Consider the following 25,188-nt stretch of genomic DNA (forward strand, 5'->3'; position numbering starts at 1 on the left):
ACCCATGTAGCTGCCGGTGATGTATCAGTACATTCAACCGATGCAATTAACGGAGGTCAGTTCTTTGCTCTGTCCAGCTCAGCATCAACCGGTCTGAACAGTTTATCAACCAGCATGAGCAACATGGCAGACATTCAGCAGGGTAGCATATCCACAATCATTGCTGATAACCTGAAAGATGTAAATCAAAACGTATCCAGCCTATCAACTGGTCTGAACACAGCTAATAGCGATATAACCAGCCTGTCAAGCGGATATGTTAATATCAATAAACAGGTATCTTCATTAAATCAGGATGCCCTGCAATGGAATGGCGGTATTAGTGCATATGATGCCAGCCATGGAAGCGGAAGTGCACAAAGAATTACCCATGTAGCTGCCGGTGATGTATCAGCACATTCAACTGATGCAATTAACGGAGATCAGTTCTTTAGTCTCTCCAGTTACATCTCTGTTTCAACCAGTCTGAGCAGTCTGTCAACAACTATTTCATCGGCTGTTACTAGTCAAATCAATTCTATAGGCAGTTCTCTGTTCAGTAATTATGAAAGTCTGTCAAGCACAGTAAGCAGTGTGTCAACTGCTTCCGAAAGTATGAAGACAGTTATGTCTTATCTCGAAAAGCATGCGATCCAATGGAATGAGGAACAAGGCGGATTTGATGCAGGCCAAATCAACGGTATGACTCGTGATGCTACTCCTGTTTATCGCAAAATTGTGAATCTGGCAGATGGTGATGTAAGTGAAAATTCGCATGATGCGGTAAATGGCAGCCAGTTATACAGAGTAAACTCTGAGCTGACTGCCGGTCTGAATTCTTTGTCAACATCCACTTCAACAGCGATATCAGATTTATTGATTGGCACAGCCCCAGGTAGTATGAGCACCAGTATCGCTAATCTGAATGCGAATGCGTTACAGTGGAATGGTACGGTTTATGATGCTGCCCGCGGAGGTATTGCACAGACAATTACCGGTGTTAAAGGCGGTAATATAGTAGCCGGCTCTCTTGATGCAGTGAATGCTGGTCAGTTGTGGGATGTAAAACAAAGTATCAGTGCCCTGTCATCAAGCGTGTCAACTGGTTTGTCAAGCGTGTCAACAGTAGTAAGTGGTCTGCCTGCAGGCGCTATTTCTGATGATGCACTGTCGAGTCTGTCAACTGCAATCAGTAAAAACATAGACAGTCAGATTTCCTCTGTAGCATCTTATCTAGGTACTGCCTCCCAACCGGACACAAACAGTATTAAGCCGCCTAAATATGATATTACTACGCCGTCGGGCAGTGTGGTGTCAGCTAATAATGTAAAAGATGCACTGGAAAATCTGGAAAATTACGGTACAAAATATGCAAAGAGTAACTCAGCAAAAGCAGCCTCAGTTGCACAGGGAATTGATTCAGTTGCAATAGGCGGTGCATCAATGGCCAGCGGCACCTCAGCAGTTGCCATAGGTGATTCTGCCAGCGCATCGTCAGCCAATGGTGTTGCTCTGGGCAGTCAGGCGAAAGTAACTCAGAGCGGAGGCGTAGCACTTGGATCCGGATCGGTGGCAAATACAGCAGCCGGTAAAGAGGGCTATATACCGGTAACGGCAACACAGCAGCAGGCAGAAGCAATCCGGGCAACGAAGAGTACAGAAGGAGCGGTATCTGTAGGAGATGCATCGAACGGTGTATACCGTCAGATAACCGGAGTTGCCGCGGGTACGGCTGATACTGATGCAGTCAATGTGGCTCAGCTTAAGGGTGTGAATAATCAGGTTAGCATGATAAATGAATATGTTAACCAGCTGAATGACAATATTCATCATGTTGAGCGTCGTGCCTATTCCGGTACGGCACTGGCCATGGCTCTGTCCGGTGCTTATCTGCCCTCCCTGAATGGTGGTGAACAGACCGTTGGTGTTGGTGTCGGTGCATATCGTGGCTATGGTGCTGTCGGCCTTAACTATAAGGCAGCAAGTAAAAACGGCAAAGTGACATGGGGTGCAGGTGTTTCTACTACGGGCAAAGAGACAGCTGTTAATTCAGTACTTGGCTTTAAATGGTAAGAAAACCTGATTAAAAACAGACTTCCGGGTTTTTCCTGTGAAGTCTGTAAATCTTATTTATTGATCACTAATTGTATTTTTACTAAGAATACGGATTAACATGCGTATCGGTATTTCTGTTATTACTCATGCCAATCAGAATATCTGGGAAAATGGCATGAGTCAGAATATTATATTTTTGGTTCAGAGCCTGAAGGCTATTCCGTTTGTTAAAGCAGTTGATCTGATTAATGTGGGCGGGCAGCCGGGAATGGCAGAGCAAATTGATTTAAGTCTGTTTGATTTGCATCTGATGTCGGAACAGGAAGCCACAGATGCTTTTGATGTCATTATTGAACTGGCCGGCGCATTAAGTCCGCACTGGCTGGCATTGCAGCGGGCCCGCGGAAAAAAAGTGGTATTTTATTGTGTTGGTCAGCCTTATGTCGGTCTGGCAGAATACAATGTCTTTGAAAAACCGACCAGTTTTCCGCCGGTAGACCGTTCTGATGAAGTATGGGTTTTGCCTAAAGATAAGGGCTATATTCCGATGCTGCGGACAATGTACCGTTGTCCGGTACATGTTACGCCCTATTTGTGGGATCCGTTGTTTGTATCCAGACGTAAGCAGGAAATTGCTGAGCATGGTTTCTATTTTGGCTGGCGCGATAATCTGCAGGATGATGTTAAAACACCGTTGAATGTGGCTATTTTCGAGCCCAATATTTCAGTGGTGAAGACTTCATCCATTCCGATGCTGGCCTGTGATGAAGCCTATCGGGCAGAGCCGCAGTCAATAGGTATGATGCATGTGCTCAATACGCTGCATATGAAAGATCATCTGACAATGCTGTATCTGGCCAATTCACTGAATCTGGTAAAAGATCATAAAGCTTGTTTTTACGGCCGCCATGATATTGCCGGTTTTATGGCACAGCATGCCAATGCGGTGGTTTCGCATCAATGGTGCAATGACCAGAATTATTTGTATCTGGATGCACTGTATGGTGATTATCCACTGATTCATAATTCACCTTGGTTAAAAGAGTTTGGTGCCGGCTATTATTATCCGGATTTTAATGCTGCAGAGGCAGGCAGACTGCTTATTCATGCCTGGCAGCATCATGAGGAAAATCTGGGCAGTCAGCGGCAGGCTTCTCAGGCTTTGTTTAAGGCTACTTCACCTCTGACAGAAGCTAATATCGCTGCTCATGCACAATTATTAACTAATCTGTGTGCTGATCGTCCGGAATTATTAAGGAATTAACTCATGTCGTCGGTGTCTTCACTTCGTATCGGTGTTTCAATTTATGTGCGTAAAGGAGCACAGTCGCTGTGGGAAAATGGTATTTTTCAGAATTGTCTGTTTCTGGCGATGCTGTTACAAAAATCACCGGTTGTCAGTAATACTGTGTTGGTTGCCGGTTCCGGTGACGGTGACATGCAGGACGCAATGAATTTTCTGAAGGATTCACCAGTACCAGTAATTGACATGGCCAGTGCTATGGATCAACTGGATGTCATGATTGAAATGAGTGCTCAGCTGTCCAAAGAGTGGATGATAAGTTTCAAGGCCCAGGGTGGTAAAGTAGTCAGTATGCGGGTAGGTAATGATTATGTGATTGATATTGAACGCATGCTGTTCAATAAACCTTCTGCATTACTGATTACAGGTGCACCATATGATGAGGTATGGACATTACCTGAGTACGAGAAAAGCTGTATGCCCTATTTTGCCAGTACTTTTCGTACTCCGGTCAGAATTATGCCGCATTTGTGGAGTCCGGTTATTCTGAATAAGGCTTGTGAAAGACTGCCGGAAAATGAGAAGTTCGGATATCAGCCTGGCCGCAGACGCTGGCGTATTGGTATGTTTGAGCCGAATATGTGTATGGTAAAAACCAGTTATATACCTATGCTGGTCTGTGAAAATGCGCATCGTCTGAATCCGGATTTTATTGAACATATCTATGTTTGTAATACTCTGAATCTGAAAGAGCAGAATGCTTTTAATCTATTTGCCCAGAGTCTAAATATTATTCGTCATGGTCTGGCATCGTTTGAAGGCCGTTATCCGATCTGGCAGGTTGTATCACGCTACTGTGAAGCTATTGTTTGTCATCAGTGGGAAAATGCGCAGAATTATCTTTATTATGAAGCTTTATATGGCGGTTATCCGCTGATTCATAATTCGCATCTGATTGGTGATTGCGGGTATCGCTACCATGATTTTGATTGCGAAGAAGGCGGGCAGGAACTGGCAGATGCGTATAAGATGCACGATGAAAATCTTGCCGGTTATCGCGAAAAAGCAGCAGCTTTTCTGGCAACTCTGGATCCGGAGGCAGAAAGTAATGTGCGCTGTTATACTGAAGCACTGAAATCTCTGTTTAAAGTATAGATTATTTTAAATTGATCGATATTTTAGTCTAATGTGTCCCTACATAAAAGCTGCTGCTGATAAAACACATAAAACCGGTTGGTAGTGAAATATTTCCATAAAAAAAAATATGAATTTATCTAATACATCAAATTTGAGTTCCGGCCATGTTCAGGATACCGGAGCCGCGCGCCTGCGTATAGGAATTACTATTGGTCTGAGTCACCCTGAAGAAACGCTGTGGAATAATGGTATTAAACAGAATGCTGTTTTTCTTGCTGAAGCATTAAAAAACTGTCCTAATGTAGATTCTGTGGTTCTGGCTAATACAACAGATGTGCCGGTTACTTCACGCTTACCATGGGATTTGGAGAGATGGCCGACCAAAAGTTTTATCGAAGTCAAGGATCAGATAGATGTATTGATTGAACTGGGCGGGCAGATTAGTGCTGAGCAAACAGCTTATATTAAAGACCGGGGTGTACACCTGATTTCTTACTGCTGCGGTTTTGAATATATCCATATGATGGAGTCGGTTTTGTTTGCCCGCAATATGGGCGGGGCCAACCTGTTTATTAATCAGCGTTATGATGATATCTGGATGATTCCGCAGGTAGCCAATTGCAGTCGGGCTTATTTTGAAATATTCCGCCGCCACGAAGCACGCGTCGTACCATTTGTGTGGAGTCCGGTCTTCCTGAATCAGAAAACCGCAGCTATGCCTTTTCAGGGTTTATGGCAGGTTCCGGTATCCAGTAAAGGCTGGCGTTTGTCGGTTATGGAACCGAATATCGATGTAGTTAAATTCTGTCTGTATCCGATTCTGATTGCTGAAATAGTCTATCGTGACAAACCGGAATCTATTGATATTCTGCAGGTTTGTAATGCTTTGCCGATGGCGCAGAAATCCATGGAATTCATTGCGCTGATGAATCAGTTGGATATTGTGAAAAAGCACAAATCAGTATTCCTGGGGCGTTATGATACACCGACATTTCTGGCAACCAATACAGATGCGGTAATATCGCATCAATGGGAAAATCCGCTAAATTATTTCTATCTGGAAGTGTGCTGGCAAGGATACCCTTTGATTCATAATGCTGAGCTGATTTCTGATCTTGGCTATTATTATCAGGGTAATGATGTGCAAGCGGGTGCTAAACAGTTGCTATCCGCGATGAATGAACATGCCGATAACTCAGCTCATTATATAGATGAGCAGCGGCGGCAGATTGCCCGCTTTCTGCCGGATAATACTGATTTAGTGGCCAGCTATTCTGCCTTGCTGACAGAACTGAAAGCCAGACCACTACGCTAATTGCTATTTATTTTCCTGCATAAAGGTATTGATATTATCCTCCAGCATGGTGCAGATACGCTGTATGGCTTCTTCGCTGCCCCATGCTATATGCGGGGTAATAATTAGGTTAGGCAGGTGAGCACGCAGTAACGGATTGCCATGTACCGGTGGTTCCTCGCTAAGTACATCTACGCCTGCTCCGCCTAACTGACCATATTTCAAAGCCGCAACCAGTGGCTGTTCTGCAACCAGACCGCCTCGTCCGACATTAATCAGTACGGCTTGTGGCTTCATCATTTTTAATTCCGCTTCATCAATCATATTGCGGGTTTGTTCATTCAGCGGGCAATGCAGGGAAACCACATCAGCTTGTTGTAATAGCTGGGTAAATGGGGTATAGCCATCCCGGCAACTGCTGGCGTTTTTGTGTTCTCCCCAGAGAACATGCATTCCGAATGCCTGCGCCCGTGCAGCTAAAGCCTGTCCGATACCACCTTTCCCGAAAATTCCCAGTGTTTTGCCGTTCAAATCATGTATAGGTGCACCGAAATGGCAGAAAAAAGGGCTGTTTTCCCATAAGCCGGCAGCGACATCGCGCTGATAAGCTGGTAACTGGCGCATCAGTGCCAGAATCAGCATCATGGCATGTTCAGCAACCGTATCGTTTCCATAACCGCGAACATTACGAATACCGACATTGTGTTGTTGTGCTGTCTGCCGGTCAATGTGATCCAGACCGGTAGCCGGAACCGCAATTAATTGTAATTGTGGACTATTGCGAATAGCTTCAGCATTAATTCGCACTTTATTGGATATAACAATATTTGCCTGAGCAATCCGGCCGGCTACTTCATCCGGGTTGGTATGGCTATAGCTGGTAATGTGATGAGGAAATTTGAAGTTAAACGGATATTCGGGCAGGGTTGCACGGTCCAGAAAAACGATTTCGCTGGTAGTCATATTATCTCCTGTTAATTGAAAAGCCTGCTATGGACAATAACATGCATGGGTTGAATGTCTGTGTTACAGTGTACGCTAATTTATTAATCAAGGATGAATGAATATGGATCTGGTGATTGAAGATTTGCAGCAGGGTACGGGTACGGAAGCTCAAAAGGGTAAGGAAATTACGGTACATTATACTGGTATGCTGGAAGACGGTACGGTGTTTGATTCCAGTGTTACCCGTCAGCAGCCGTTAACATTTACTCTGGGTGCGGGTATGGTTATTGCCGGCTGGGATGAAGGATTTAATGGTATGAAAGTAGGCGGTAAACGCAAGCTGACTATTCCGCCGCATATGGCTTATGGTAGCCGGGGTGCGGGTGGTGTGATTCCGCCTAATGCCACACTGATTTTTGATGTGGAATTGTTGCAGGTTGATGATTAAGCTGTTGCACGCTGATTTTGCTCAGGCAGCTGTTTCAGGCTGCCTGAACTGTTTTAATAAGCAGGGATTCTGATGATGGAAACTAATCCGACTATTGCTGCCATTGCGACTGCTCCGGGACGTGGTGGCGTAGGCGTAGTACGTTTATCCGGTAAAAATCTGTTGTCTCTGGCACAAAAATTAAGTGGTGGAAAAACACCGGTGCCGCGCAAAGTGATGTATACCGATTTTGTTGATGAGCAGGATGCGGTTATTGATAATGGTCTGTTGTTGTATTTTTCAGAGCCGGCCAGCTTTACTGGTGAAGATGTAATTGAGTTGCAGGGGCATGGCGGACCAGTGGTGTTGCAGATGCTATTGCAGCGCTGTTTGCAACTGGGTGCGCGGCTGGCAGAGCCGGGTGAATTTACTAAACGTGCCTTTTTAAATAATAAGCTAGATCTGGCACAGGCTGAAAGTGTGGCTGATCTGATTGATGCTTCCAGTCAGTCGGCCGCACGGATGGCGGTACGCAGTTTAAAGGGTGCTTTTTCTGAAGAAATTCACCGGCTGGTTGATGATCTGATTACTTTGCGTATGCTGGTGGAGGCAACTCTGGATTTTCCGGAGGAGGACATCGATTTTCTTCAGGCCGCAGATGCAAGTGGCAAGCTTAAGCAGTTACGTGACTGTCTGGACAAGGTATTACAGCATGCACAGCAAGGCGCACTACTGCGTGAAGGAATGAATGTGGTGCTGGTAGGCGCACCTAATGTGGGTAAATCAAGCCTGCTTAATGCACTGGCTGGCGACGATATAGCCATTGTTACTGATATCGCCGGTACAACCAGGGATACAGTAAGGGAACAGATTACTCTGGACGGGGTACCTGTCCATATTATTGATACAGCAGGTCTGCGTGAAACAGAAGATGTGGTTGAACGTATTGGTATTGAGCGCAGTCAGCAGGCTGTACAGCAGGCAGATGTAGCGTTGATATTGATTGACCAGCGTGAAGGACTCAATGCCACTACTGCGGCAATTCTGGCTCAGTTACCGGCCAGTTTGCACAAAATCGAAGTACACAACAAGATTGATTTAACAGGAGAAGCAGCCAGCTGTGTTTCACGTGAAACGGGAAAATTGCGGGCATTCACGGATGCCGGTCAGGTCATTGCTTTGTCGGCCAGAACAGGTGAAGGGCTGGACTTATTGCGTCAGGCTTTATTACAGCAGGTAGGCTGGCAGGGTGAAAGTGAAGGGCTTTTTCTGGCACGAACACGCCATATTCAGGCGCTTGAACAGGCCAAAGAGGAGCTGTTAAATGCCAGTATGTGTCAGGAAAATCAGATTGAATTGTTTGCAGAGCATTTGCGTCTGGCGCAGAATGCATTGAATGAGATTACTGGTGAATTCAGTGCCGATGATTTGCTGGGCGTTATATTCAGCCGTTTTTGTATCGGTAAATAAATTTTACACAGTTATTACTACTAAATGAAAGCACTAACTATCACTTTTAACGGATAGTTAGTGCTTTTTTGTTTTAGTGGTTAAAGAGGCTGTATTAAAGCAAATCTTGGCACTGGTTGTCCGTCAACGCTTATGGTTTCATTAAACATGCTTTTGGGACGCACCCAGGTTGAATAATCACCGTACAGGCACTGATAAATAACTAGTTCTTCTTCGGTTTCACTGTGGCGTGCTGTACCAGTAACCTGATAAAGCCTGCCTTTATAGTGCTGATAAATGCCTCGTTGCATAGATATTTCCTGCATAGTCAGATACAGCCGGAGGGCGTCGGCTGTCAGAGGTGTTATAACTAAAATCTCTTTAATTACAACTCGGTATTCTTTGGCTGAAAGCCGATTAATTATACAATGGTTTGAATGAATTATAACAAGATGCCATATTAAGGAATACTGTAAATGAATAATGACCCGCGAGCCAGAATGCCAGATGCACCATTGGCCGATAATGAACGGCTGAAAGGTGAAAGTAATTATTTATACGGGCAGATTGCTGCCGATTTACATGACGGGATTACCGGCGGGTTTAATGGTGATGATTTTCAGCTGATTCGTTTTCATGGTATGTATGAGCAGGATGACCGCGATGTCCGTGCCCAGCGACAGGCAGCCAGACTGGAACCGCTGAAAAATGTAATGATGCGCTGCCGTCTGCCCGGCGGAATTATTACCCCGAAACAATGGCTGGGAATCGATGAATTTGCTACTGCACATACACTTTATGGCAGTATTCGTCTGACTACACGCCAGACATTTCAGTTTCATGGCGTGCTGAAACCTGATATTAAACCGATGCATCAGTGGCTGCATCAGCTCGGTCTGGATTCAATCGCTACCGCCGGTGATATTAACCGTAATGTGCTGTGCACCAGTAACCCGATTGAAAGCAGTTTGCATCGTGAAGCCTATGAGTGGGCGTGTAAGATTTCTGAGCATTTATTGCCGCGAACACATGCTTATGCTGATATCTGGCTGGATGGTGAAAAGGTGCTTAGTTCAGAACCGGCTGCACCATTGTCAGATGGTGTGAGTAATGATGCGGTCGAACCGATCAATGGTAAGACTTATTTGCCACGTAAATTTAAAACTGCTCTGGTTATTCCCCCACTGAATGATGTGGATTTACATGCCAATGATTTGAATTTTGTCGCTATTGGTGAGGGCGGTCATCTTGTTGGTTTTAATGTACTGGTAGGCGGCGGGCTGTCTATTGATCATGGTAATCAGCGTACGTTCCCGAATACTGCTAAGGATTTTGGTTTTATTCCGGTGGAACAGGCAGTGCGGTGTGCTGAGGCTGTGGTTACTACCCAGCGCGACTGGGGTAATCGCAGTGATCGTAAAAATGCACGTACACGTTACACTTTGCAGCGTGTAGGCGCAGAAGTATTTAAAGAGGAGGTTGAGCGCCGGCAGGGTTTTAAATTTGCTGCCAGTCGCCCTTATGAACTCACTGAACGCGGTGATCGCATTGGTTGGGTACAAGGGGAAGACGAACGCTGGCATCTGACCTTATTTATTGAAAACGGCCGTTTACTTGACTATCCTGACCGGCCGCTGAAAACCGGTATGCGTGAATTAGCCAGAATTCATAAAGGTGATTTCCGCCTGACAGCCAATCAGAATGTGATTATTGCCGGTGTGCATGCTGAAGATAAGGATGAAATTGAACGGATTGCCCGTAAATATAAACTCATTGACGATGAAATCACGGAACAGCGTAAAAACAGTATGGCCTGTGTGGCTTTTCCAACCTGTCCGCTGGCGATGGCTGAATCTGAACGGTTTTTATCCGGTTTCATTGATCAGGTCGATGCGCTTATGGCGCAATATGGTTTGTCTAAGGAGCATATTATTCTGCGGGTAACCGGTTGTCCGAATAACTGCGGTCGTGCGTTACTGGCTGAAATCGGGCTGATAGGCAAAGCAGTCGGCCGTTATAATCTGTACGTTGGCGGTAACCGGGCTGGCACGCGTATTCCGCGTTTGTTCAGCGAGAATATTACAGTTGATGAAGTGCTGGCTATCTTGCAGGATTGGATTGCGCGCTGGGCACAGGAGCGTAATAATGCTGAGGATTTTGGTGATTTTGCTATTCGTACCGGTATTGTTAAACCGGTAGTAGATGCCGCAGTAGATTTCTGGGATGCAGATAAAGTTTCAGTGTAAATGATTAATTAGAAAAGAGAAATTTCTGTGATTTAATTAAATAGTCCGGATACCTGATAACAGGTTCGGACTATTTTGTATCTATGGTGTCAGATTACGGCTGCTGATTGGCATAAATCTGATCAAATATACCGCCATCGCTGAAAAAGCGTTGTTGAGCTTCTTTCCAGCCACCAAATTCTTTATCAATGGTCACCAGTTGCAGGCTGGGAAACTGGTGCCGGTATTCTGCCATGATTTTTGGATTCACCGGTCTGAAATAACTTTGTGCTATCAGACGCTGGGCACTGTCGCTATACAAATATTGCAGATAGGCAGTGGCCAGCCGGCGTTTATCCGGGGTAAGAACATTACTGTCAACAACGGCTACCGGCGGTTCACATAAAATTGAAAGTGACGGTGTGACGATTTCGAATTCGTCAGGAGACTGTTTAAGTGCCAATCTGGCCTCATTTTCCCATGCCAGTAATACATCGCCGAGCTGGCGGTGGGTAAAGGTGATGGTAGCGGCACGTGCTCCGGTATCCATCATGGGTACATGCCGGAGTAAAGCTTGCAGATATGCTTGAGCACTGGCATCACTACCGTTTGGCTGATGCTTCGCCCAAGCCCATGCAGCGAGAAAATTCCAGCGTGCACCACCGGATGTTTTAGGATTAGGTGTGATAATCTGAACATTGTTATGAATCAGATCTCCCCAGTCACGGATATGTTTGGGATTGCCCTTACGCACCAGAAAAACAATGGTAGAGGTATAAGGGGTGCTGTTATGGGGTAAACGCTGCTGCCAGTCCGGTTGCAGTAATGTTTTTTTGCCACGGTTCAGAGCATTGATGTCTCCGGCCAGTGCCAGTGTCACCACATCGGCTTTAAGACCATTCTGTACAGCAATAGCCTGTTTACCGGAACCTCCGTTGGACTGGCGGATATGCACTTTCTGACCGGTTTGCTGATACCAGTAGTTTTCAAAATCAGTATTGTAGTGCTGATACAATTCACGTGTAGCATCGTAGGAAGCATTCAGCAGAGTTGCTCTGCTGCCGGAGTTGTTATCGCAGGATGTCAGACCTGCAATTATTGCTGCCAGCAGACCGTAGCGCCAGAATATATTCATGCCGGAAAATAGGTTTTAGACGATGTTTTAATGTAGCAATGCTGGTGCGGGTACGGAAATACTGTTTTTTTGTTTCTTTATAACCAAAAGCAAGATAGCAGTCTGATAATCAGATGGAATGTAAGTAGTGAGAACTGTGAATTTGAAAAAGTTGGCTTAGGCTGTTATAAACCGCTTTTAATTTTTTATCTGTTTAATTGAGAAAGTTACATGAAGAGCCGGAATGCAGATGTTGCAGCTGAAAAAAAACTGTTAACACGGGAAGATGTGCGTACGCTGATGCTGTCATCCTTTGGCGGGGCACTGGAATTTTATGATTTTGTTATCTATGTTTTTTATGCCAAAGTGTTGTCTGAACTGTTTTTTCCGGCAGGTTTAAATCCATTCTGGGCGCTGCTGAATACTTACGGAATTTTTGCTGCCGGTTATCTGTTTCGTCCTCTGGGCGGTATTGTGATGGCGCATTTTGGTGATTTATTCGGGCGCAAACGTTTGTTTGCGTTGTCTATTATGATGATGGCTTTACCTACGTTGTGTCTGGGGCTTATGCCTACTTTTGCTAATATCGGCTATGCAGCCCCTATACTGCTATTAGTATTACGCATGATACAGGGTGTGGCTATTGGCGGAGAAATTCCGGCAGCCTGGACTTTTGTGTCTGAACATGTACCTGAAAAACGTATTGGTATGGCAAATGGTTTTCTCACAGGCGGGTTGTCGCTGGGAATATTACTGGGCTCTCTGATTGCGCTGGGTATGGCAAAACTTTTCAGTAGTGAAGCTATTCTGAACGGAGCATGGCGCATACCTTTTATTATTGGCGGGCTGTTTGGGCTGCTGACTCTGTATTTACGCAGCTATTTGCATGAAACGCCGGTTTTCAAAGCAATGCAGCAACGCAAGGAGCTGGCAACGGAAATGCCGGTTAAAGTTCTGGTTTCTAAACATAAAACTGCTGTATCTGTCGGCATGCTGCTTACCTGGTTTCTGACTGGCTGTATTGTGGTGATTTTGCTGGCTATGCCGCAGTTATTAACCGGCAGTTTCGGATTTTCCAGTACGCAGGCATTTGAAATGCAGAGTATGGCTATTGTGATGCAAATGCTTGGCTGTGTGATTTATGGTTTGCTGGCTGATCGGCTGGGTACCGGACGGGTACTAATAGGCGGAATTGTGTTTACAGGTGTAATGACAGCGTTATTTTATCCGGCATTGGGCAAATACAGTGATAGCCTGATTTTTGTTCTGTATTTATTGCTGGGGCTGGCGGCTGGTGTGGCCGGTATTGTTTCAGCAGCCATGATACGAATGTTTCCGCCGGCTATACGGTTTACAGGGATTTCTTTTTCCTACAATGTGGCTTACGCTATTGTCGGCGGTTTAACCTTACCTCTGGTGCAGTGGTTAAGTCGTTTTAGTCCGATTGGTGCAATGTATTATATTCTGCCTTTATGTGTAGTAGGTATACTGGCTGCCGGAGTATTTCAACACCGTTACCGGTAATGCTGTAGCTGCATAGTAACAGATATAAAAAAGCTGCTTTATCCGCAAGTATATATTGCATCCGGATAAAGCAGCTTTTTATCTATGATTCTATATCAGGCGTTGCCGGCGTTAGCCTGTTCAGCCTGATACATGGCTTCGAAATTGATCGGAGCCAGCATTACCGGCGGGAAGCCGGAACGTGTAATGGTATTAGATACTGTTTCGCGTGCATAAGGAAACAGAATATTCGGAGCAGCTACAGCCAGCAACAGTTCTACATCTTTTTCTGGAATGTTGGCAATGCGGAAGATACCGCTTTGTGCTACTTCATTCAGGAACAGTACACGTTCTTCAGTCATTTTTGCAGTAACGGTAACGGTTACTGTCACATTATAAAATTCATCTTCCAGTTTTTCAGAATTAGAAGTAACACGCAATTCAATTTGTGGCTCTCCGCTTTCCAGAAATATCTGTGGTGCATGCGGTACTTCCAGTGACAAATCTTTCAGATAAATTTTTTCAATGCTGAATACCGGTTCTTGCGAAGTTTGTTCTGATGCTTTTTCATTTTTGTTCATGTTGTTCTTTCAACGAAGGAATATAATTAATATTGCAGATTTCATCTGGTTGTACCGGATGAAAAGTGAAAAAAGATAGTACGTGCTTAACCTGCGAGCAGAGCGTCTAGTTTACCTGCTTGATTCAAAGCATTCAAATCATCAAAGCCGCCGACATGTACCTCTCCGATATAAATCTGCGGAACAGTCCTGCGACCGGTACGCTGCATCATCTGCTCTCGGATTTGCGCATCGGTATCAACGCGGATTTCATTGATATCGGTTACACCTTTTTGTTTGAGTAATGCTTTGGCCATCTGGCAATAAGGGCATACCCCAGTGGTATACATGGTAATCGGTTGCATTGCAGTTTCCTTATTTACGGACAGGTATAAGCATACCGCGAACTTGCGATACTGGATAGGTGCAGGCTTTCTTTGAGCGTATGCTGCGGTATAATCGAACAATACTTATATAACAAACGGACATATAAAGATGATTCGTTTTGAACAGGTTTCGAAAACGTATCCGGGTGGTTTTACTGCGCTGAAAAACTTAAGTTTTTCTATCAACAAAGGTGAAATGATTTTTATTGCAGGCCATTCCGGTGCAGGTAAGTCAACAATTCTTAAACTGATAAGCGGTATTGTTAAACCTACTAAGGGCAAGGTCTGGCTGAATAATCAGGATTTGGGGCGGCTAAATGATAACCAGCTCGGTTATTTGCGTCAGCATATCGGTATCGTTTTTCAGGATCATAAATTATTATTTGACCGCAATGTGTTGCAAAATGTGATGTTACCTCTGCGTATCACCGGTTATGAACGTAAACAGGCTGAACGGAGGGCGCGGATAGCGATTGAAAAAGTTGGTCTGAGCGGGCGCGAACTGGCCGATCCGATTACTTTGTCCGGTGGTGAGCAGCAGCGGTTGTGTATTGCGCGGGCTGTGGTACATCAGCCGGGACTGCTGATTGCAGATGAACCGTCTGCCAATCTGGACAGAGCCTATGCACTTGATATTATGGAGCTGTTTAAAACATTTCATGAGGCCGGTACGACAGTTATGGTGGCAGCACATGATGAAACATTAATGGCAGACTACGGACACCGTATTATCCGCTTACAGGAAGGCAGGTTATACGCATGATCCAGTTTATTTCTCTGCACAAAGAAGCGGCATGCAAGGCCTTACGCCAGCTATTGCGTCAGCCGGTGGCTACCCTGCTGATTTTATGCATGCTGGCCATTGCCATGACTTTACCGCTGGCTCTGTATCTGGGTGTACAGAGCGGTCAGCAGGTACTGGGACAGATGAATGAAGTGCCTACCATGACACTTTATATGCAGATTAATGCCACTGCCAGTGATAATCACACCGTTGAAGAAGCCTTAAAGGCCAATAAACAACTTCAAAAAGTAGTATTTGTGAGTAAACAGCAAGGCTTGGAAGAGTTGCAGCGCAGCATGGGTAATCAGGATTTGGTTTCAATGCTTGACAGTAACCCTCTGCCGGATGTATTTACGGTTACGCCACAGGCAGATTCGCCGGACGAGCTGGCTGCATTACAGACTCAGTTTGAACAATTACCCATGGTTGAAAGCGTGAAAATGGACGCTGAGTGGATGCAGACGCTGTATCAGATTAATCAGTTTGTCCATAAATTGTTGTGGTTTCTGGCTATTACACTGGGGCTGGCTTTCGCCCTGGTTGCTTACAATACTATCCGGTTACAGATTCTCAGCCATCGGGAAGAAATCGAAATTACCAAACTGCTGGGCGCTCCGGCATCATTTATCCGCCGACCGTTCCTGTATCTGGCTATCTGGCAGAGTCTGCTGGCTGCGGCAATCAGCATTGGTTTGTGTTATTGGCTTAACTATCAGACTCAGCCTTTACTCAGTGCGATTTTACAGCCATATGGTGTGCATGTTGTCTGGCGTTTTTTCAACCTATTGGAAGTGCTGGCTATTTTGCTAATGGTCTGCGGATTGGGTATGCTGGGCGCATGGCTGGCTACACGTCAGCATTTACTTAGCTTTAAATCAGTACGGTAAAAATTATCCCCGCAAATAGCGGGGATAATTTTAAGGTATCATATATTAGTGTCGATACTGTTTACTTTTGCTGACGTGCCTGTGCAGCCTGTGCCAGTAAGGCAAGCATAGTTTCTGTTTCTTCCCAGCCAATACAGGCATCGGTAATACTCTGACCGTAATTTTCTGGGTTATCCTGTCGCCCGGCCATCAGATTACTTTCTACCATTACGCCCATAATGTGCTGTTCACCTGCCTGAATCTGTGCGGCAATATCCTGTGCTACTTCCATTTGCCGGCGGTAATCCTTGCGGCTGTTGGCATGGCTGCAATCGATCATCAGATTAGGAGTAACCTGATTTTTGTTCAGTTCATTTACCGCTGCCTGTACATATTCATGGCTGTAATTAGGTTCTTTACCACCACGCAGAATGATGTGGCAGTCAGGATTACCGCTGGTGCGTACAATGGCCGAATGGCCAGCCTTGGTTACTGAAAGAAAATGATGCGGATGGCTGGAAGCACCAATGGCATCAATAGCAATTTTCAGATTGCCGTCAGTACCATTTTTGAAACCTACCGGACAGCTTAAACCTGAGGCCAGCTCGCGGTGTACCTGACTTTCGGTTGTACGGGCACCGATTGCTCCCCATGAAATTAGGTCGGCAAAATACTGCGGAGTAATCATGTCCAGAAATTCGGTGGCTGCCGGCATCCCCATATTGTTTAATTCCAGCAGCAGTTTACGTGCCAGACGCAAACCATAGTTAATATCATAGGAACCATCAATATGCGGATCGTTAATAAATCCTTTCCAGCCTACCGTAGTACGCGGTTTTTCAAAGTAAACCCGCATAACAATCAATAATTCTTGTGCATATTTTTCACGTAATACATTCAGACGCTTAGCGTATTCAATAGCAGCTGCCGGATCATGGATAGAACACGGACCGATAATCACCAGTAGACGTTTATCCTTGCCATGTACCAGATCCGCAATAGCATGGCGTGTATTGTGTACTACCTCAGAGGCCTGCTCTGTAATGGGCAATTCGTATAAATGAGCAATGGGTGGCAACAGTTCCTTAATTTCTTTAATTCTGACATCATCAATTGGGCGGGATGCTACCTGATTCATAGTAATTCCTGTCTGACTCTATTATTTTAAATTTTTCGTGATTTATCCATCAGGCTATAATGAATATGCTTAAAAAGCAAGGACAAAACTTTGGCAAAGATATATTCTTGCTTAAATTCGGATTTAAATAACATTTAATTATTTTTTATGATGATTTTTTATAAATTCTCGGAATAATATACTAATAATAACCATTATATTGTCTTTACGGAATAGAGCGGATTTTACTGATATAGTTTTGATTTCAGACAAATTTCAGGTACAATCGCCCACCCTGTGGTTCGTAAACCTCCCACATAAAAAAACTAGGAAATCAAATATATGCGTGCGCAAAATAATCTGGGCACGGTGAGCCTGCTGGGTAATCAGCATACGGAATACCGTAGTGATTATGCCCCGGAGCTGCTGGAAGCCTTCGACAATCAACACCCTGATAACGATTATTTCGTTAAATTTATCTGTCCTGAATTCACCAGTCTGTGCCCGAAAACCGGCCAGCCGGACTTTGCTACCATTTATATCAATTATTTACCGCGTTTGCGTATGGTAGAAAGCAAATCATTAAAACTGTATCTGTTCAGTTTCCGCAATCATGGTGATTTTCATGAAGATTGTGTCAATATCATCATGAAAGATCTGATTGCCTTGATGCAGCCTAAATACATTGAGGTATATGGTGAATTTACTCCGCGTGGCGGTATCGCCATCCATCCATATGCCAATTATGGTGAGCCTGATACACGCTATAGCGATATGGCTGCACAGCGCTTACTTCAGTTTCAGGTGAAATAAGTCTTCTTAAAATGACACAAGTATCTCAGACTGCCGGTTTACATCATGCGGGCAGTTTTACTGCCTGGCGCAGTTACCGATACGACTGATAGGAATAAATATGTATGAATTTTCTGATGCGCAACGCTATAAGGCTTTGCGCTGGCTGACGTTTTGGCACATGCTGGTAATCGTAGCCAGTAATTATCTGGTACAGTTCCCTTTTACTTTATTTGGATTACACAATACCTGGGGTGCTTTTACCTTTCCGTTTATTTTTCTTACCACTGATTTAACTGTACGAATTTTTGGTTCAGGTCTGGCGCGCCGAATCATTTTCTGGGTAATGCTGCCATCATTACTGTTTTCTTATGCCATTTCTGTCCTGTTTCAGGACGGGCACTGGATGGGCTGGACGGCATTAAGCCATTTTGATTTATTTGTTGCCCGCATTGCCCTGGCCAGTTTTACAGCCTATGTGGTCGGTCAACTGATGGATATTCTGGTATTTAACCGGCTGCGGCAGTGCCGGCGCTGGTGGCCTGCTCCCAGTGCTTCTGCTGTTTTAGGCAGTGCTGTAGATACATTGCTGTTTTTTGCTGTTGCGTTTTACCATTCGCCGGATGCATTTATGGCCGAGAACTGGTTACAGATTTCCCTGACCGATTATGCGTTCAAAATCAGCGTTGCCGCTCTGTTTTTCCTGCCTACTTATGGCATCGTACTGCGCTATTTATTATACAAACTAACTGCTTTGGCACCACGTACCGTAAACGGGTAAAAAGAATTATCAATCAACATCTGATTACAATTTATTCTTTATCATCAGGCCGCTTAAAAGCGGCCTGATTGACACACCGGCTTCTGTTATAATACGCGCCTATTTTCAAATACATGGCTAAGAGAACATCATGGAAGCGGAGCAGATTAATCAATTAAATAATATTCTGGATGATATGGCATCCCGTAGTCACGATTTACGGAGGTATCTTTGACTACGCTGGCAAAAAAGACCGCCTCGAAGAAGTAATTGGTCTGTCAGAAGATCCTGAGTTGTGGAACGATCCGAAAAAAGCTCAGGAAGTCGGTAAAGAACGCAAAGTGCTGGAGGGCATCGTACTCACACTGGATCATCTGCACAGCGGTATCGAAGATAACCGGATGCTGCTGCAGATGGCTGTGGAGGAAAATGATACAGACGGTTTTGAAGCCGTTCAGGCAGATATTACCGCTTTACAGGATGAACTGGCACAGCTTGAATTCAAACGTATGTTTAATCAGCCTGCCGATGTCAATAACTGCTTCATAGATATTGTTGCCGGTGCCGGCGGTACAGAGGCGGAAGACTGGGCTGGGATGCTGTTGCGCATGTACGTGCGTTATGGTGAACGCAAAGGCTTCAAAGTAGAAATACTTGAAGAAGATGAAGGCGAAATTGCCGGTGTGAATCGTGCTACCATTAAACTAGACGGAGAGTACGCCTACGGATTGCTGCGTACTGAAACTGGTATTCACCGTCTGGTACGGTATTCACCTTTTGATTCAAATAACAAACGGCATACTTCATTTGCATCGGTATTTGTCTATCCTGAAGTCGATGACAGCTTTGAAATTGAAATCAATCCGGCTGATTTGCGTATTGATACCTATCGTGCTTCTGGAGCAGGTGGTCAGCACATTAATAAAACTGACTCAGCTGTACGTATTACCCATGAACCGACCGGTATTGTGGTGCAGTGCCAGAATGACCGTTCTCAGCACCGTAACCGCGAAGAAGCAATGAATATGCTTAAGGCAAAATTGTTTGAGCTGGAAATGCGCCGGCGTAATGAAGAAAAGCAGAATCTGGAAGCCAGTAAAGATGATGTGGGCTGGGGGCATCAGATACGCTCTTATGTATTCGATTCATCGCGCATTAAAGATTTGCGTACCGGCTATGAAGTCGGCAATATCAAGGCAGTTATGGATGGCGACCTTGATGGTTTTATTGAAGCCAGTCTGAAACAGGGTGTTTAAGTAAAAGTCACGCGGCTGTCTGATGCATTCAGACAGCCTTGGTTTTTTAAGGTGTGTAGCAGCATGAATTGTATTGATGTCATTATTCCCTGCTACAACGCAGAAAATACACTGGGACGGGCTGTAGAAAGTGTGCTGGTGCAGCCGGAGCTCGGTTGTCTGTGGCTGGTTGATGACGCTTCCACCGATAATACCGCCACCCTGATCCAACAGTGGCAACAGCATTATCCGCAAAAAATTCGTGCAGAATATCTAGCTTCTAACCGCGGACCTGCGCTAGCGCGTAACTGGGGGGGCATTACTGTCTGTCAGCAGTCACATTGCTTTTCTGGATGCCGATGATGCCTATCAGCCTTATGCCTTACAGGCAGCATGTGCTGTATTTCACTTTCTCCCGAACAGTGGTTTATTGCGCCTGCCGGTAACCGGATACAATATTCCGGAAAAATACTGTAAGCATGAACAGTTTAATCTGGCCTGGCGCACATTTGAAATGATTACCGCTACCAATACTGTTTTTAACCGTGCCTATTTTCTTGCCTGTGGTGGTTTTCCGGCTGACTCGTTGTTTCGGCAGCTGGGCGGGGAAGATGGTGCACTTGGTCTGGCGACAATAGAAAGCTGCATGGTCGCTACCCTTTTTGATAAAGCCGGCATGATCGACATCGGTGTCAATTTTTATGGTCATGACAGTATGTATGTAAACTGCTGGATTCGATGCTGTTCGGACAGATACATTCTGATTGTGATGAGTCTGCGTTGCAGCAAGCCAATGCTGTTACTCAGACTATTGTGCACCGTTTGCATGATTTGCGTCAGATACTGAATTATCCGAAACCGGGAAAGCAGGCACTACAGTTTTTTACTGATGAACCGGTTAATACTGAAACTTTGGATTAACTGAAAATTGTCTTTTGATAACTCTGGAAGTAGAAGAAACATGATAAATCCGTTATATGCCCTGTCTCCGTTGGATGGGCGCTATGCATCGTCTGTGGCTGATTTGCGCCCGATTTTTTCTGAATATGGTCTGATGCATGCTCGTGTACAGGTTGAGCTTGGCTGGCTGAAAGCACTGGCAGCCGAAGCTGGAATTAGTGAAGTTCCGCCATTCAGTCCGGCCACCATTGCAGAAATTGATCGTGTTATTGCTGAATTTTCAATAGCAGATGCGGAAGCAGTTAAAGCCATAGAAGCCACAACTAATCATGATGTGAAAGCTATTGAATACTGGCTGAAACAGCGTTTTGCCAATGTGCCTGAAGTTATGGCAGTCAGTGAATTCATTCATTTTTCCTGTACCAGTGAGGATATCAATAATCTTTCACATGCTCTGATGCTGAAACAGGCACGTGATGAAGTACTGCTGCCTAAGCTTACTGAGCTGATAACCGTATTGCGCAATCTGGCGCATACTCATGCCGCATTGCCTATGATGTGCCGCACCCATGGACAGCCTGCGACTCCCAGTACATTGGGTAAAGAAATCGCCAATGTCGTGGCTCGTCTGCAAAGACAAATGGAATCAGTCCGGCAACAGCAGTTTCTGGGCAAAATCAATGGAGCTGTGGGTAATTACAACGCGCATCTGGTTGCCTATCCCGATATAGACTGGGAAGGACATTGCCGTCGTTTTGTCGAATATAATCTGGGGCTGACCTTTAACCCCTATACTATTCAGATTGAACCACATGATTATATGGCGGAATTTTTCCAGACGATTAGTCGTATAAACACCATTCTGATTGACTTTAACCGTGATATCTGGGGTTATATTTCTATTGGTTATTTCCGGCAGAAAGTTAAAGCCGGAGAAGTTGGTTCTTCTACTATGCCACACAAAGTCAATCCGATTGATTTTGAAAATTCAGAAGGTAATCTGGGTATGGCCAATGCTGTGCTGGTTTTCCTTGCTGAAAAACTGCCAGTATCCCGCTGGCAGCGCGATTTAACTGATAGTACTGTATTGCGTAATATGGGGACAGGCTTCGGTTACACTATATTGGGACTGACAGCGCATTTGCGTGGTCTGAATAAACTGGAAATCAATTCTGCTGCATTTGCCGCAGATCTGGATGCAACATGGGAGCTGCTGGCTGAGCCGATTCAGACAGTAATGCGCCGCTATGGAGTTGCTAATCCGTATGAACAGCTTAAAGAACTTACCCGTGGTAAGCATGGCATTACCCCAGAAAGTCTGCAAGCATTTATTAATCAGCTGGCTATTCCTGACACAGCAAAAGCACAGTTACTGGCGCTTACTCCTGCATTATATGTAGGCAAGGCTCAGGAGCTTGCAGAACGAATCTGAATACAATTATCAACAAAGAGAAAATAGCTATTTTCTTTCTCTTTGTTTGAACATAATTAAATATCAGGTTATATTCGTAATTAATTGATTAGATGAATTCAAAAATTATATGCAAAATAACTAATGTAGCCAGCAGATATTTTAGATAGTGCTGTTCATGTGCAGATAGACTATGGATAGATCAAAAAAAGTAATTTTGTATATTTTTGATAAAATATATAAAATAATATAAATAAAATTTAATCAGTTGAATTATAATTGGCTTGCGTGGCAATTAATTAAATAAAAAGATATATTTTATAAAAGGAAACATCATGAAAAAATTATTAACAGTAACATTTTTATTCAGCACGTTTGCTTTAACCGGTTGTCTGTTTGATGATCACGATCATTATAATGAGACAGTTAGGTATCGTGTAAAATGTACAGACGGGTCTTATCCTGATAGCTCTGGTCGTTGCTCAAATGATTCAGCGGGTAATATCTCTCTTGATATTCAGACAAATTAAGCCTGCTTTATCAAATTAATCAGGTTGTTTATTTTATAACAACCTGATTAATTGTTGGCTTTTTCATTTATCTATGTAAATGGTTAGTTACTGACTAAATTAAACTGTATAACTACCAGTAATAGATTAACATAACAAAAATGACTTATTTTTTATTCAGATTGAAAATTTATTTTATTTTGACAAATAATCAATATTACTAAGCAGTTTATAAAATTTGGTTTTATATGATTGATTATATTAAATAATAATAATATAAAAATATTAATGATATATAGCTGCCAGAAATCTGTTTAAAGCTTTTTGTTATTTTCGGCAGATTTATTTTAACTGTAATAAAATAAATCCATCATTTAACTGATATATTATTTTTAATCTGTCTCAGATTATCAGAATAGGATTATTGATTTGGATAATTTGATAACTCAATCAAGTTATTATCCGGATCACGAATATAAATCGAAGTAATTTTTCCACAAGCTCCGGTACGGGAAGTTGGTTCTAGTTCTAATGGAATATTATGCTGATGTAAAATAGCCATTACTTCATCCAGTGTCTGTTCTACAATAAAGCACAAGTCGGCTGAACCGGGAGTAGGGTGTTGTGCTTTAGGTTCAAATTCATGACCTTGCTGATGTAAATTAATCTTCATCTGACCAAAATGTAAAGCAGTACGATTATCTGCAAATGTGCTCACCTGCATACCAAGTACATCAGCATAAAAGGCACAGGAGGCTTGAATATCTTTAACAGTTAATACCAGATGATCCAGTCTTTTAATCTGCATTATTAACTCCTTACTATCAAATAAAACTGGAATAGCAGTGAATTGATAATTCAGTATAAACCCAGTTCACCTGAGTGTGTCAATAGAGAAAAAATAACACTTACAAAGAATTGTTTAAACATTTAGCATGTAAAAATACAAAATATGCTGATGTTTTTATTAGAAGATTGTTTACTGTTGTAATGGTTGATAGAAATTATTATTCTATTATTAATAAAGTTTGTATTTTCATTTCGCCTGTGTTCGATTAAATACAGATTCCAGAAATAAATTAAAATTGCATGAAATATTTAGTCACACAACATAAATAAAAATGCCAATGCTATTGATACATTGGCACCTGTGAATAAAATCTTTATTCCATACGTAGTTCAGCAGACCTTGCGTGTGCAGTCAGGCCTTCACCATGCGCCAGAATACTGGCAATTTGCCCTAACTGTCGGGCACCCTCAGCAGAAACCTGAATTAGACTACTGCGTTTTTGAAAATCGTATACACCCAGCGGGGAAGCAAAGCGTGCAGTACGGCTGGTAGGTAATACATGATTGGGACCGGCACAATAATCTCCCAGACTTTCACTTGTATATTGCCCCATAAAAATAGCACCGGCATGCCGGATTTTTGGTGCCCATTTTTGCGGATCTGCTACCGAAAGCTCCAGATGCTCAGGTGCCAGATAATTTGCAATATCACAGGCCTCATCCAGATTCTGTGTCTGAATAATAGCTCCGCGATTAGTCAGAGAAGCTCCAATGATATCTTTACGCGGCATCTGTACCAGTAACTCCTCCATCCGGGCTTCCACTTCATGAGCATAGTCTGAATTGGTTGTGATCAGTATAGCCTGTGCAATTTCATCATGCTCAGCCTGACTGAATAAATCCATAGCAACCCATTTGGCCGGAGTAGTGCCGTCTGCAATCACCAGAATTTCACTGGGACCGGCAACCATATCAATACCGACTACACCAAATACCCGCCTTTTGGCTGCTGCAACATAAGCATTGCCGGGCCCGGTAATTTTATCAACCTGAGCAATACTTTGTGTTCCATAAGCTAAAGCTGCTATAGCCTGTGCACCACCAATAGTAAAGACTTGAGTTACTCCGGCTACATAAGCTGCTGCCAGAACAATATCATTTCTCTCTCCGTAAGGCATTGGTACAACCATGACAATTTCAGCGACACCGGCTACATGAGCCGGTATAGCATTCATCATCACTGAGCTTGGATAAGCAGCTTTACCACCGGGTACATAAATACCAACTCGATCCAGAGCGGTGATTTGTTGTCCTAGTAAGGTGCCATTTTCATCTTCATATTGCCATGACTGTTGCTTTTGATGCTGATGATAACTTTCAATCCGTTTGGCAGCTGTTTGTAAAGCTTTTTGCACATCTGCCGGCAGACGGGCAAATGCTGCGGCCAGATCTGTCTGATTTAATGTCAGATCAGCCATAGACTGAGCCTGTGTGTGATCAAAACGATTGGTATATTCGATTACGGCTGCATCACCCCGTTGCTGTACATCAGCACAGATAGCAGCTACTGCAGCATCCACTTGCGGATCCTGCGCAGTTTCAAATGCCTGTAGAGCAGTTAGCCTGGCTTTAAAGTCAGCATCCTGGGTAGAAATATATTTCATGCCTATGTATTACAGGCAGCCTGAGCTGCCTGATCCTGATATGA

The 25,188-nt window shown here is 43.9% G+C and carries 26 protein-coding genes and 1 riboswitch; of the genes, 17 read left to right on the top strand and 9 right to left on the bottom strand.

Translation table 11 applies throughout. The features are described from left to right. The 4 genes from GY065_RS00050 to GY065_RS00065 form a co-directional block, all read left to right on the top strand. A partial coding sequence (locus tag GY065_RS00050) for a hypothetical protein (RefSeq protein WP_174832527.1) occupies nucleotides 1-2,052 on the top strand: 2,052 nt, incomplete at its 5' end. 100 nt (nucleotides 2,053-2,152) lie between these two features. Next, nucleotides 2,153-3,298: a DUF2827 domain-containing protein gene (locus GY065_RS00055; RefSeq protein ID WP_174832528.1), complete on the top strand. Its 1,146-nt coding sequence runs from the start codon at nucleotides 2,153-2,155 to the stop codon at nucleotides 3,296-3,298. Nucleotides 3,299-3,301: 3 nt separating this feature from the next. Continuing rightward, entirely contained in the window at nucleotides 3,302-4,432 is a 1,131-nt protein-coding gene (locus GY065_RS00060; protein ID WP_174832529.1) for a DUF2827 domain-containing protein, read from the top strand. A gap of 109 nt (nucleotides 4,433-4,541) precedes the next feature. Continuing rightward, nucleotides 4,542-5,729: a DUF2827 domain-containing protein gene (locus GY065_RS00065; RefSeq protein WP_174832530.1), complete on the top strand. Its 1,188-nt coding sequence runs from the start codon at nucleotides 4,542-4,544 to the stop codon at nucleotides 5,727-5,729. Between the two features lie 3 nt (nucleotides 5,730-5,732). Here the strand turns inward: GY065_RS00065 and GY065_RS00070 are convergent, their stop codons facing one another. Further along, nucleotides 5,733-6,671, bottom strand: a complete 939-nt coding sequence (locus GY065_RS00070) for a D-2-hydroxyacid dehydrogenase (RefSeq protein ID WP_174832531.1) — start codon at nucleotides 6,669-6,671, stop codon at nucleotides 5,733-5,735. Nucleotides 6,672-6,774: 103 nt separating this feature from the next. Here GY065_RS00070 and GY065_RS00075 point away from each other — a divergent pair, with 103 nt between their 5' ends. Further along, nucleotides 6,775-7,101 (top strand): FKBP-type peptidyl-prolyl cis-trans isomerase, encoded by a 327-nt coding sequence (locus GY065_RS00075; protein WP_025329671.1) that lies wholly within the window; start codon nucleotides 6,775-6,777, stop codon nucleotides 7,099-7,101. Nucleotides 7,102-7,173: 72 nt separating this feature from the next. Continuing rightward, entirely contained in the window at nucleotides 7,174-8,550 is a 1,377-nt protein-coding gene (gene mnmE, locus GY065_RS00080; RefSeq protein ID WP_174832532.1) for a tRNA uridine-5-carboxymethylaminomethyl(34) synthesis GTPase MnmE, read from the top strand. A gap of 80 nt (nucleotides 8,551-8,630) precedes the next feature. Here mnmE and GY065_RS00085 read toward each other — a convergent pair whose 3' ends face one another. Next, the gene (locus GY065_RS00085) at nucleotides 8,631-8,840 is read right to left on the bottom strand and encodes a DUF1653 domain-containing protein (protein WP_232346154.1); all 210 of its coding nucleotides are present in this window, start codon (nucleotides 8,838-8,840) and stop codon (nucleotides 8,631-8,633) included. A gap of 165 nt (nucleotides 8,841-9,005) precedes the next feature. Here GY065_RS00085 and cysI point away from each other — a divergent pair, with 165 nt between their 5' ends. Beyond that, on the top strand, nucleotides 9,006-10,775 hold the full coding sequence (cysI, locus tag GY065_RS00090; protein ID WP_174832533.1) for an assimilatory sulfite reductase (NADPH) hemoprotein subunit: 1,770 nt from the start codon (nucleotides 9,006-9,008) through the stop codon (nucleotides 10,773-10,775). Between the two features lie 94 nt (nucleotides 10,776-10,869). On the opposite strand, the gene GY065_RS00095 is transcribed toward cysI, so the two are convergent. Continuing rightward, entirely contained in the window at nucleotides 10,870-11,889 is a 1,020-nt protein-coding gene (locus GY065_RS00095) for a sulfate ABC transporter substrate-binding protein (protein ID WP_037392416.1), read from the bottom strand. Between the two features lie 210 nt (nucleotides 11,890-12,099). Here GY065_RS00095 and GY065_RS00100 point away from each other — a divergent pair, with 210 nt between their 5' ends. Further along, nucleotides 12,100-13,392 carry an MFS transporter gene (locus GY065_RS00100; protein ID WP_174832534.1) on the top strand — a complete coding sequence of 431 codons (1,293 nt, stop codon included), beginning with the start codon at nucleotides 12,100-12,102 and terminating at the stop codon, nucleotides 13,390-13,392. A gap of 95 nt (nucleotides 13,393-13,487) precedes the next feature. Here GY065_RS00100 and secB read toward each other — a convergent pair whose 3' ends face one another. Together secB and grxC are read right to left on the bottom strand one after the other, a co-directional pair. Further along, the gene (secB, locus tag GY065_RS00105) at nucleotides 13,488-13,952 is read right to left on the bottom strand and encodes a protein-export chaperone SecB (protein ID WP_174832535.1); all 465 of its coding nucleotides are present in this window, start codon (nucleotides 13,950-13,952) and stop codon (nucleotides 13,488-13,490) included. An 86-nt stretch (nucleotides 13,953-14,038) separates the two neighbouring features. Then, complete coding sequence (gene grxC, locus GY065_RS00110; RefSeq protein ID WP_174832536.1) at nucleotides 14,039-14,296, bottom strand: glutaredoxin 3; 258 nt, start codon at nucleotides 14,294-14,296, stop codon at nucleotides 14,039-14,041. 130 nt (nucleotides 14,297-14,426) lie between these two features. Between grxC and ftsE the strand changes: the two genes are divergently transcribed. Beyond that, nucleotides 14,427-15,080, top strand: a complete 654-nt coding sequence (ftsE, locus tag GY065_RS00115) for a cell division ATP-binding protein FtsE (protein ID WP_084585172.1) — start codon at nucleotides 14,427-14,429, stop codon at nucleotides 15,078-15,080. Then, entirely contained in the window at nucleotides 15,071-15,988 is a 918-nt protein-coding gene (gene ftsX, locus GY065_RS00120) for a permease-like cell division protein FtsX (RefSeq protein ID WP_174832559.1), read from the top strand. The genes ftsE and ftsX overlap by 10 nt, the downstream gene beginning before the upstream one ends. Before the next feature lie 61 nt (nucleotides 15,989-16,049). On the opposite strand, the gene aroG is transcribed toward ftsX, so the two are convergent. Then, on the bottom strand, nucleotides 16,050-17,105 hold the full coding sequence (gene aroG / locus GY065_RS00125; protein WP_174829654.1) for a 3-deoxy-7-phosphoheptulonate synthase AroG: 1,056 nt from the start codon (nucleotides 17,103-17,105) through the stop codon (nucleotides 16,050-16,052). 270 nt (nucleotides 17,106-17,375) lie between these two features. Then, a riboswitch (PreQ1 riboswitch) is annotated at nucleotides 17,376-17,420 on the top strand. Nucleotides 17,421-17,426: 6 nt separating this feature from the next. On the opposite strand from aroG, the gene queF reads away from it, so the two are divergent. From queF to GY065_RS13140, 4 genes are all read left to right on the top strand, one after another. Continuing rightward, complete coding sequence (queF, locus tag GY065_RS00130) at nucleotides 17,427-17,897, top strand: preQ(1) synthase (protein ID WP_025329682.1); 471 nt, start codon at nucleotides 17,427-17,429, stop codon at nucleotides 17,895-17,897. A 100-nt stretch (nucleotides 17,898-17,997) separates the two neighbouring features. Beyond that, complete coding sequence (locus tag GY065_RS00135) at nucleotides 17,998-18,657, top strand: 7-cyano-7-deazaguanine/7-aminomethyl-7-deazaguanine transporter (protein WP_174832537.1); 660 nt, start codon at nucleotides 17,998-18,000, stop codon at nucleotides 18,655-18,657. Between the two features lie 130 nt (nucleotides 18,658-18,787). Next, a protein-coding gene (gene prfB / locus GY065_RS00140) for a peptide chain release factor 2 (RefSeq protein WP_096766013.1) occupies nucleotides 18,788-19,892 on the top strand; the annotation gives its coding sequence in 2 pieces (ribosomal slippage) (nucleotides 18,788-18,868 and nucleotides 18,870-19,892; 1,104 coding nt in all). 63 nt (nucleotides 19,893-19,955) lie between these two features. After that, nucleotides 19,956-20,234, top strand: coding sequence for a glycosyltransferase family 2 protein (locus tag GY065_RS13140; RefSeq protein WP_244621450.1), 279 nt, complete (start codon nucleotides 19,956-19,958; stop codon nucleotides 20,232-20,234). A gap of 64 nt (nucleotides 20,235-20,298) precedes the next feature. On the opposite strand, the gene GY065_RS13145 is transcribed toward GY065_RS13140, so the two are convergent. Beyond that, complete coding sequence (locus GY065_RS13145) at nucleotides 20,299-20,580, bottom strand: hypothetical protein (protein WP_244621451.1); 282 nt, start codon at nucleotides 20,578-20,580, stop codon at nucleotides 20,299-20,301. Between the two features lie 29 nt (nucleotides 20,581-20,609). Between GY065_RS13145 and GY065_RS13150 the strand changes: the two genes are divergently transcribed. The 3 genes from GY065_RS13150 to GY065_RS00155 all read left to right on the top strand — a co-directional run bounded on the left by GY065_RS13150 (nucleotide 20,610) and on the right by GY065_RS00155 (nucleotide 22,712). Next, nucleotides 20,610-20,792, top strand: coding sequence for a hypothetical protein (locus GY065_RS13150; protein ID WP_244621452.1), 183 nt, complete (start codon nucleotides 20,610-20,612; stop codon nucleotides 20,790-20,792). 40 nt (nucleotides 20,793-20,832) lie between these two features. After that, a complete protein-coding gene (gene purB, locus GY065_RS00150) occupies nucleotides 20,833-22,203 on the top strand; it encodes an adenylosuccinate lyase (protein ID WP_174832538.1) in 1,371 nt (456 codons plus the stop codon). Nucleotides 22,204-22,517: 314 nt separating this feature from the next. Beyond that, nucleotides 22,518-22,712, top strand: coding sequence for a hypothetical protein (locus tag GY065_RS00155; RefSeq protein WP_174832539.1), 195 nt, complete (start codon nucleotides 22,518-22,520; stop codon nucleotides 22,710-22,712). Nucleotides 22,713-23,112: 400 nt separating this feature from the next. Here the strand turns inward: GY065_RS00155 and GY065_RS00160 are convergent, their stop codons facing one another. Both GY065_RS00160 and hisD read right to left on the bottom strand, forming a co-directional pair. Next, on the bottom strand, nucleotides 23,113-23,499 hold the full coding sequence (locus GY065_RS00160; RefSeq protein ID WP_100117257.1) for a VOC family protein: 387 nt from the start codon (nucleotides 23,497-23,499) through the stop codon (nucleotides 23,113-23,115). A 355-nt stretch (nucleotides 23,500-23,854) separates the two neighbouring features. Continuing rightward, on the bottom strand, nucleotides 23,855-25,144 hold the full coding sequence (gene hisD / locus GY065_RS00165) for a histidinol dehydrogenase (protein WP_100117258.1): 1,290 nt from the start codon (nucleotides 25,142-25,144) through the stop codon (nucleotides 23,855-23,857). Between the last annotated feature and the right edge of the window lie 44 nt (nucleotides 25,145-25,188).

It is taken from the genome of Snodgrassella sp. ESL0323, assembly GCF_013346865.1.
Taxonomy (GTDB): domain Bacteria; phylum Pseudomonadota; class Gammaproteobacteria; order Burkholderiales; family Neisseriaceae; genus Snodgrassella; species Snodgrassella alvi.

Coding starts and splice junctions, on each gene's coding strand:
- GY065_RS00055 (WP_174832528.1), top strand. CDS start 2,153: ATGCGTATCGGTATTTCTGTTATTACTCATGCCAATCAGAATATCTGG.
- GY065_RS00060 (WP_174832529.1), top strand. CDS start 3,302: ATGTCGTCGGTGTCTTCACTTCGTATCGGTGTTTCAATTTATGTGCGT.
- GY065_RS00065 (WP_174832530.1), top strand. CDS start 4,542: ATGAATTTATCTAATACATCAAATTTGAGTTCCGGCCATGTTCAGGAT.
- GY065_RS00070 (WP_174832531.1), bottom strand. CDS start 6,671: ATGACTACCAGCGAAATCGTTTTTCTGGACCGTGCAACCCTGCCCGAA.
- GY065_RS00075 (WP_025329671.1), top strand. CDS start 6,775: ATGGATCTGGTGATTGAAGATTTGCAGCAGGGTACGGGTACGGAAGCT.
- mnmE (WP_174832532.1), top strand. CDS start 7,174: ATGATGGAAACTAATCCGACTATTGCTGCCATTGCGACTGCTCCGGGA.
- GY065_RS00085 (WP_232346154.1), bottom strand. CDS start 8,840: ATGCAACGAGGCATTTATCAGCACTATAAAGGCAGGCTTTATCAGGTT.
- cysI (WP_174832533.1), top strand. CDS start 9,006: ATGAATAATGACCCGCGAGCCAGAATGCCAGATGCACCATTGGCCGAT.
- GY065_RS00095 (WP_037392416.1), bottom strand. CDS start 11,889: ATGAATATATTCTGGCGCTACGGTCTGCTGGCAGCAATAATTGCAGGT.
- GY065_RS00100 (WP_174832534.1), top strand. CDS start 12,100: ATGAAGAGCCGGAATGCAGATGTTGCAGCTGAAAAAAAACTGTTAACA.
- secB (WP_174832535.1), bottom strand. CDS start 13,952: ATGAACAAAAATGAAAAAGCATCAGAACAAACTTCGCAAGAACCGGTA.
- grxC (WP_174832536.1), bottom strand. CDS start 14,296: ATGCAACCGATTACCATGTATACCACTGGGGTATGCCCTTATTGCCAG.
- ftsE (WP_084585172.1), top strand. CDS start 14,427: ATGATTCGTTTTGAACAGGTTTCGAAAACGTATCCGGGTGGTTTTACT.
- aroG (WP_174829654.1), bottom strand. CDS start 17,105: ATGAATCAGGTAGCATCCCGCCCAATTGATGATGTCAGAATTAAAGAA.
- queF (WP_025329682.1), top strand. CDS start 17,427: ATGCGTGCGCAAAATAATCTGGGCACGGTGAGCCTGCTGGGTAATCAG.
- GY065_RS00135 (WP_174832537.1), top strand. CDS start 17,998: ATGTATGAATTTTCTGATGCGCAACGCTATAAGGCTTTGCGCTGGCTG.
- GY065_RS13140 (WP_244621450.1), top strand. CDS start 19,956: ATGAATTGTATTGATGTCATTATTCCCTGCTACAACGCAGAAAATACA.
- GY065_RS13145 (WP_244621451.1), bottom strand. CDS start 20,580: ATGACCATAAAAATTGACACCGATGTCGATCATGCCGGCTTTATCAAA.
- GY065_RS13150 (WP_244621452.1), top strand. CDS start 20,610: ATGCTGTTCGGACAGATACATTCTGATTGTGATGAGTCTGCGTTGCAG.
- purB (WP_174832538.1), top strand. CDS start 20,833: ATGATAAATCCGTTATATGCCCTGTCTCCGTTGGATGGGCGCTATGCA.
- GY065_RS00155 (WP_174832539.1), top strand. CDS start 22,518: ATGAAAAAATTATTAACAGTAACATTTTTATTCAGCACGTTTGCTTTA.
- GY065_RS00160 (WP_100117257.1), bottom strand. CDS start 23,499: ATGCAGATTAAAAGACTGGATCATCTGGTATTAACTGTTAAAGATATT.
- hisD (WP_100117258.1), bottom strand. CDS start 25,144: ATGAAATATATTTCTACCCAGGATGCTGACTTTAAAGCCAGGCTAACT.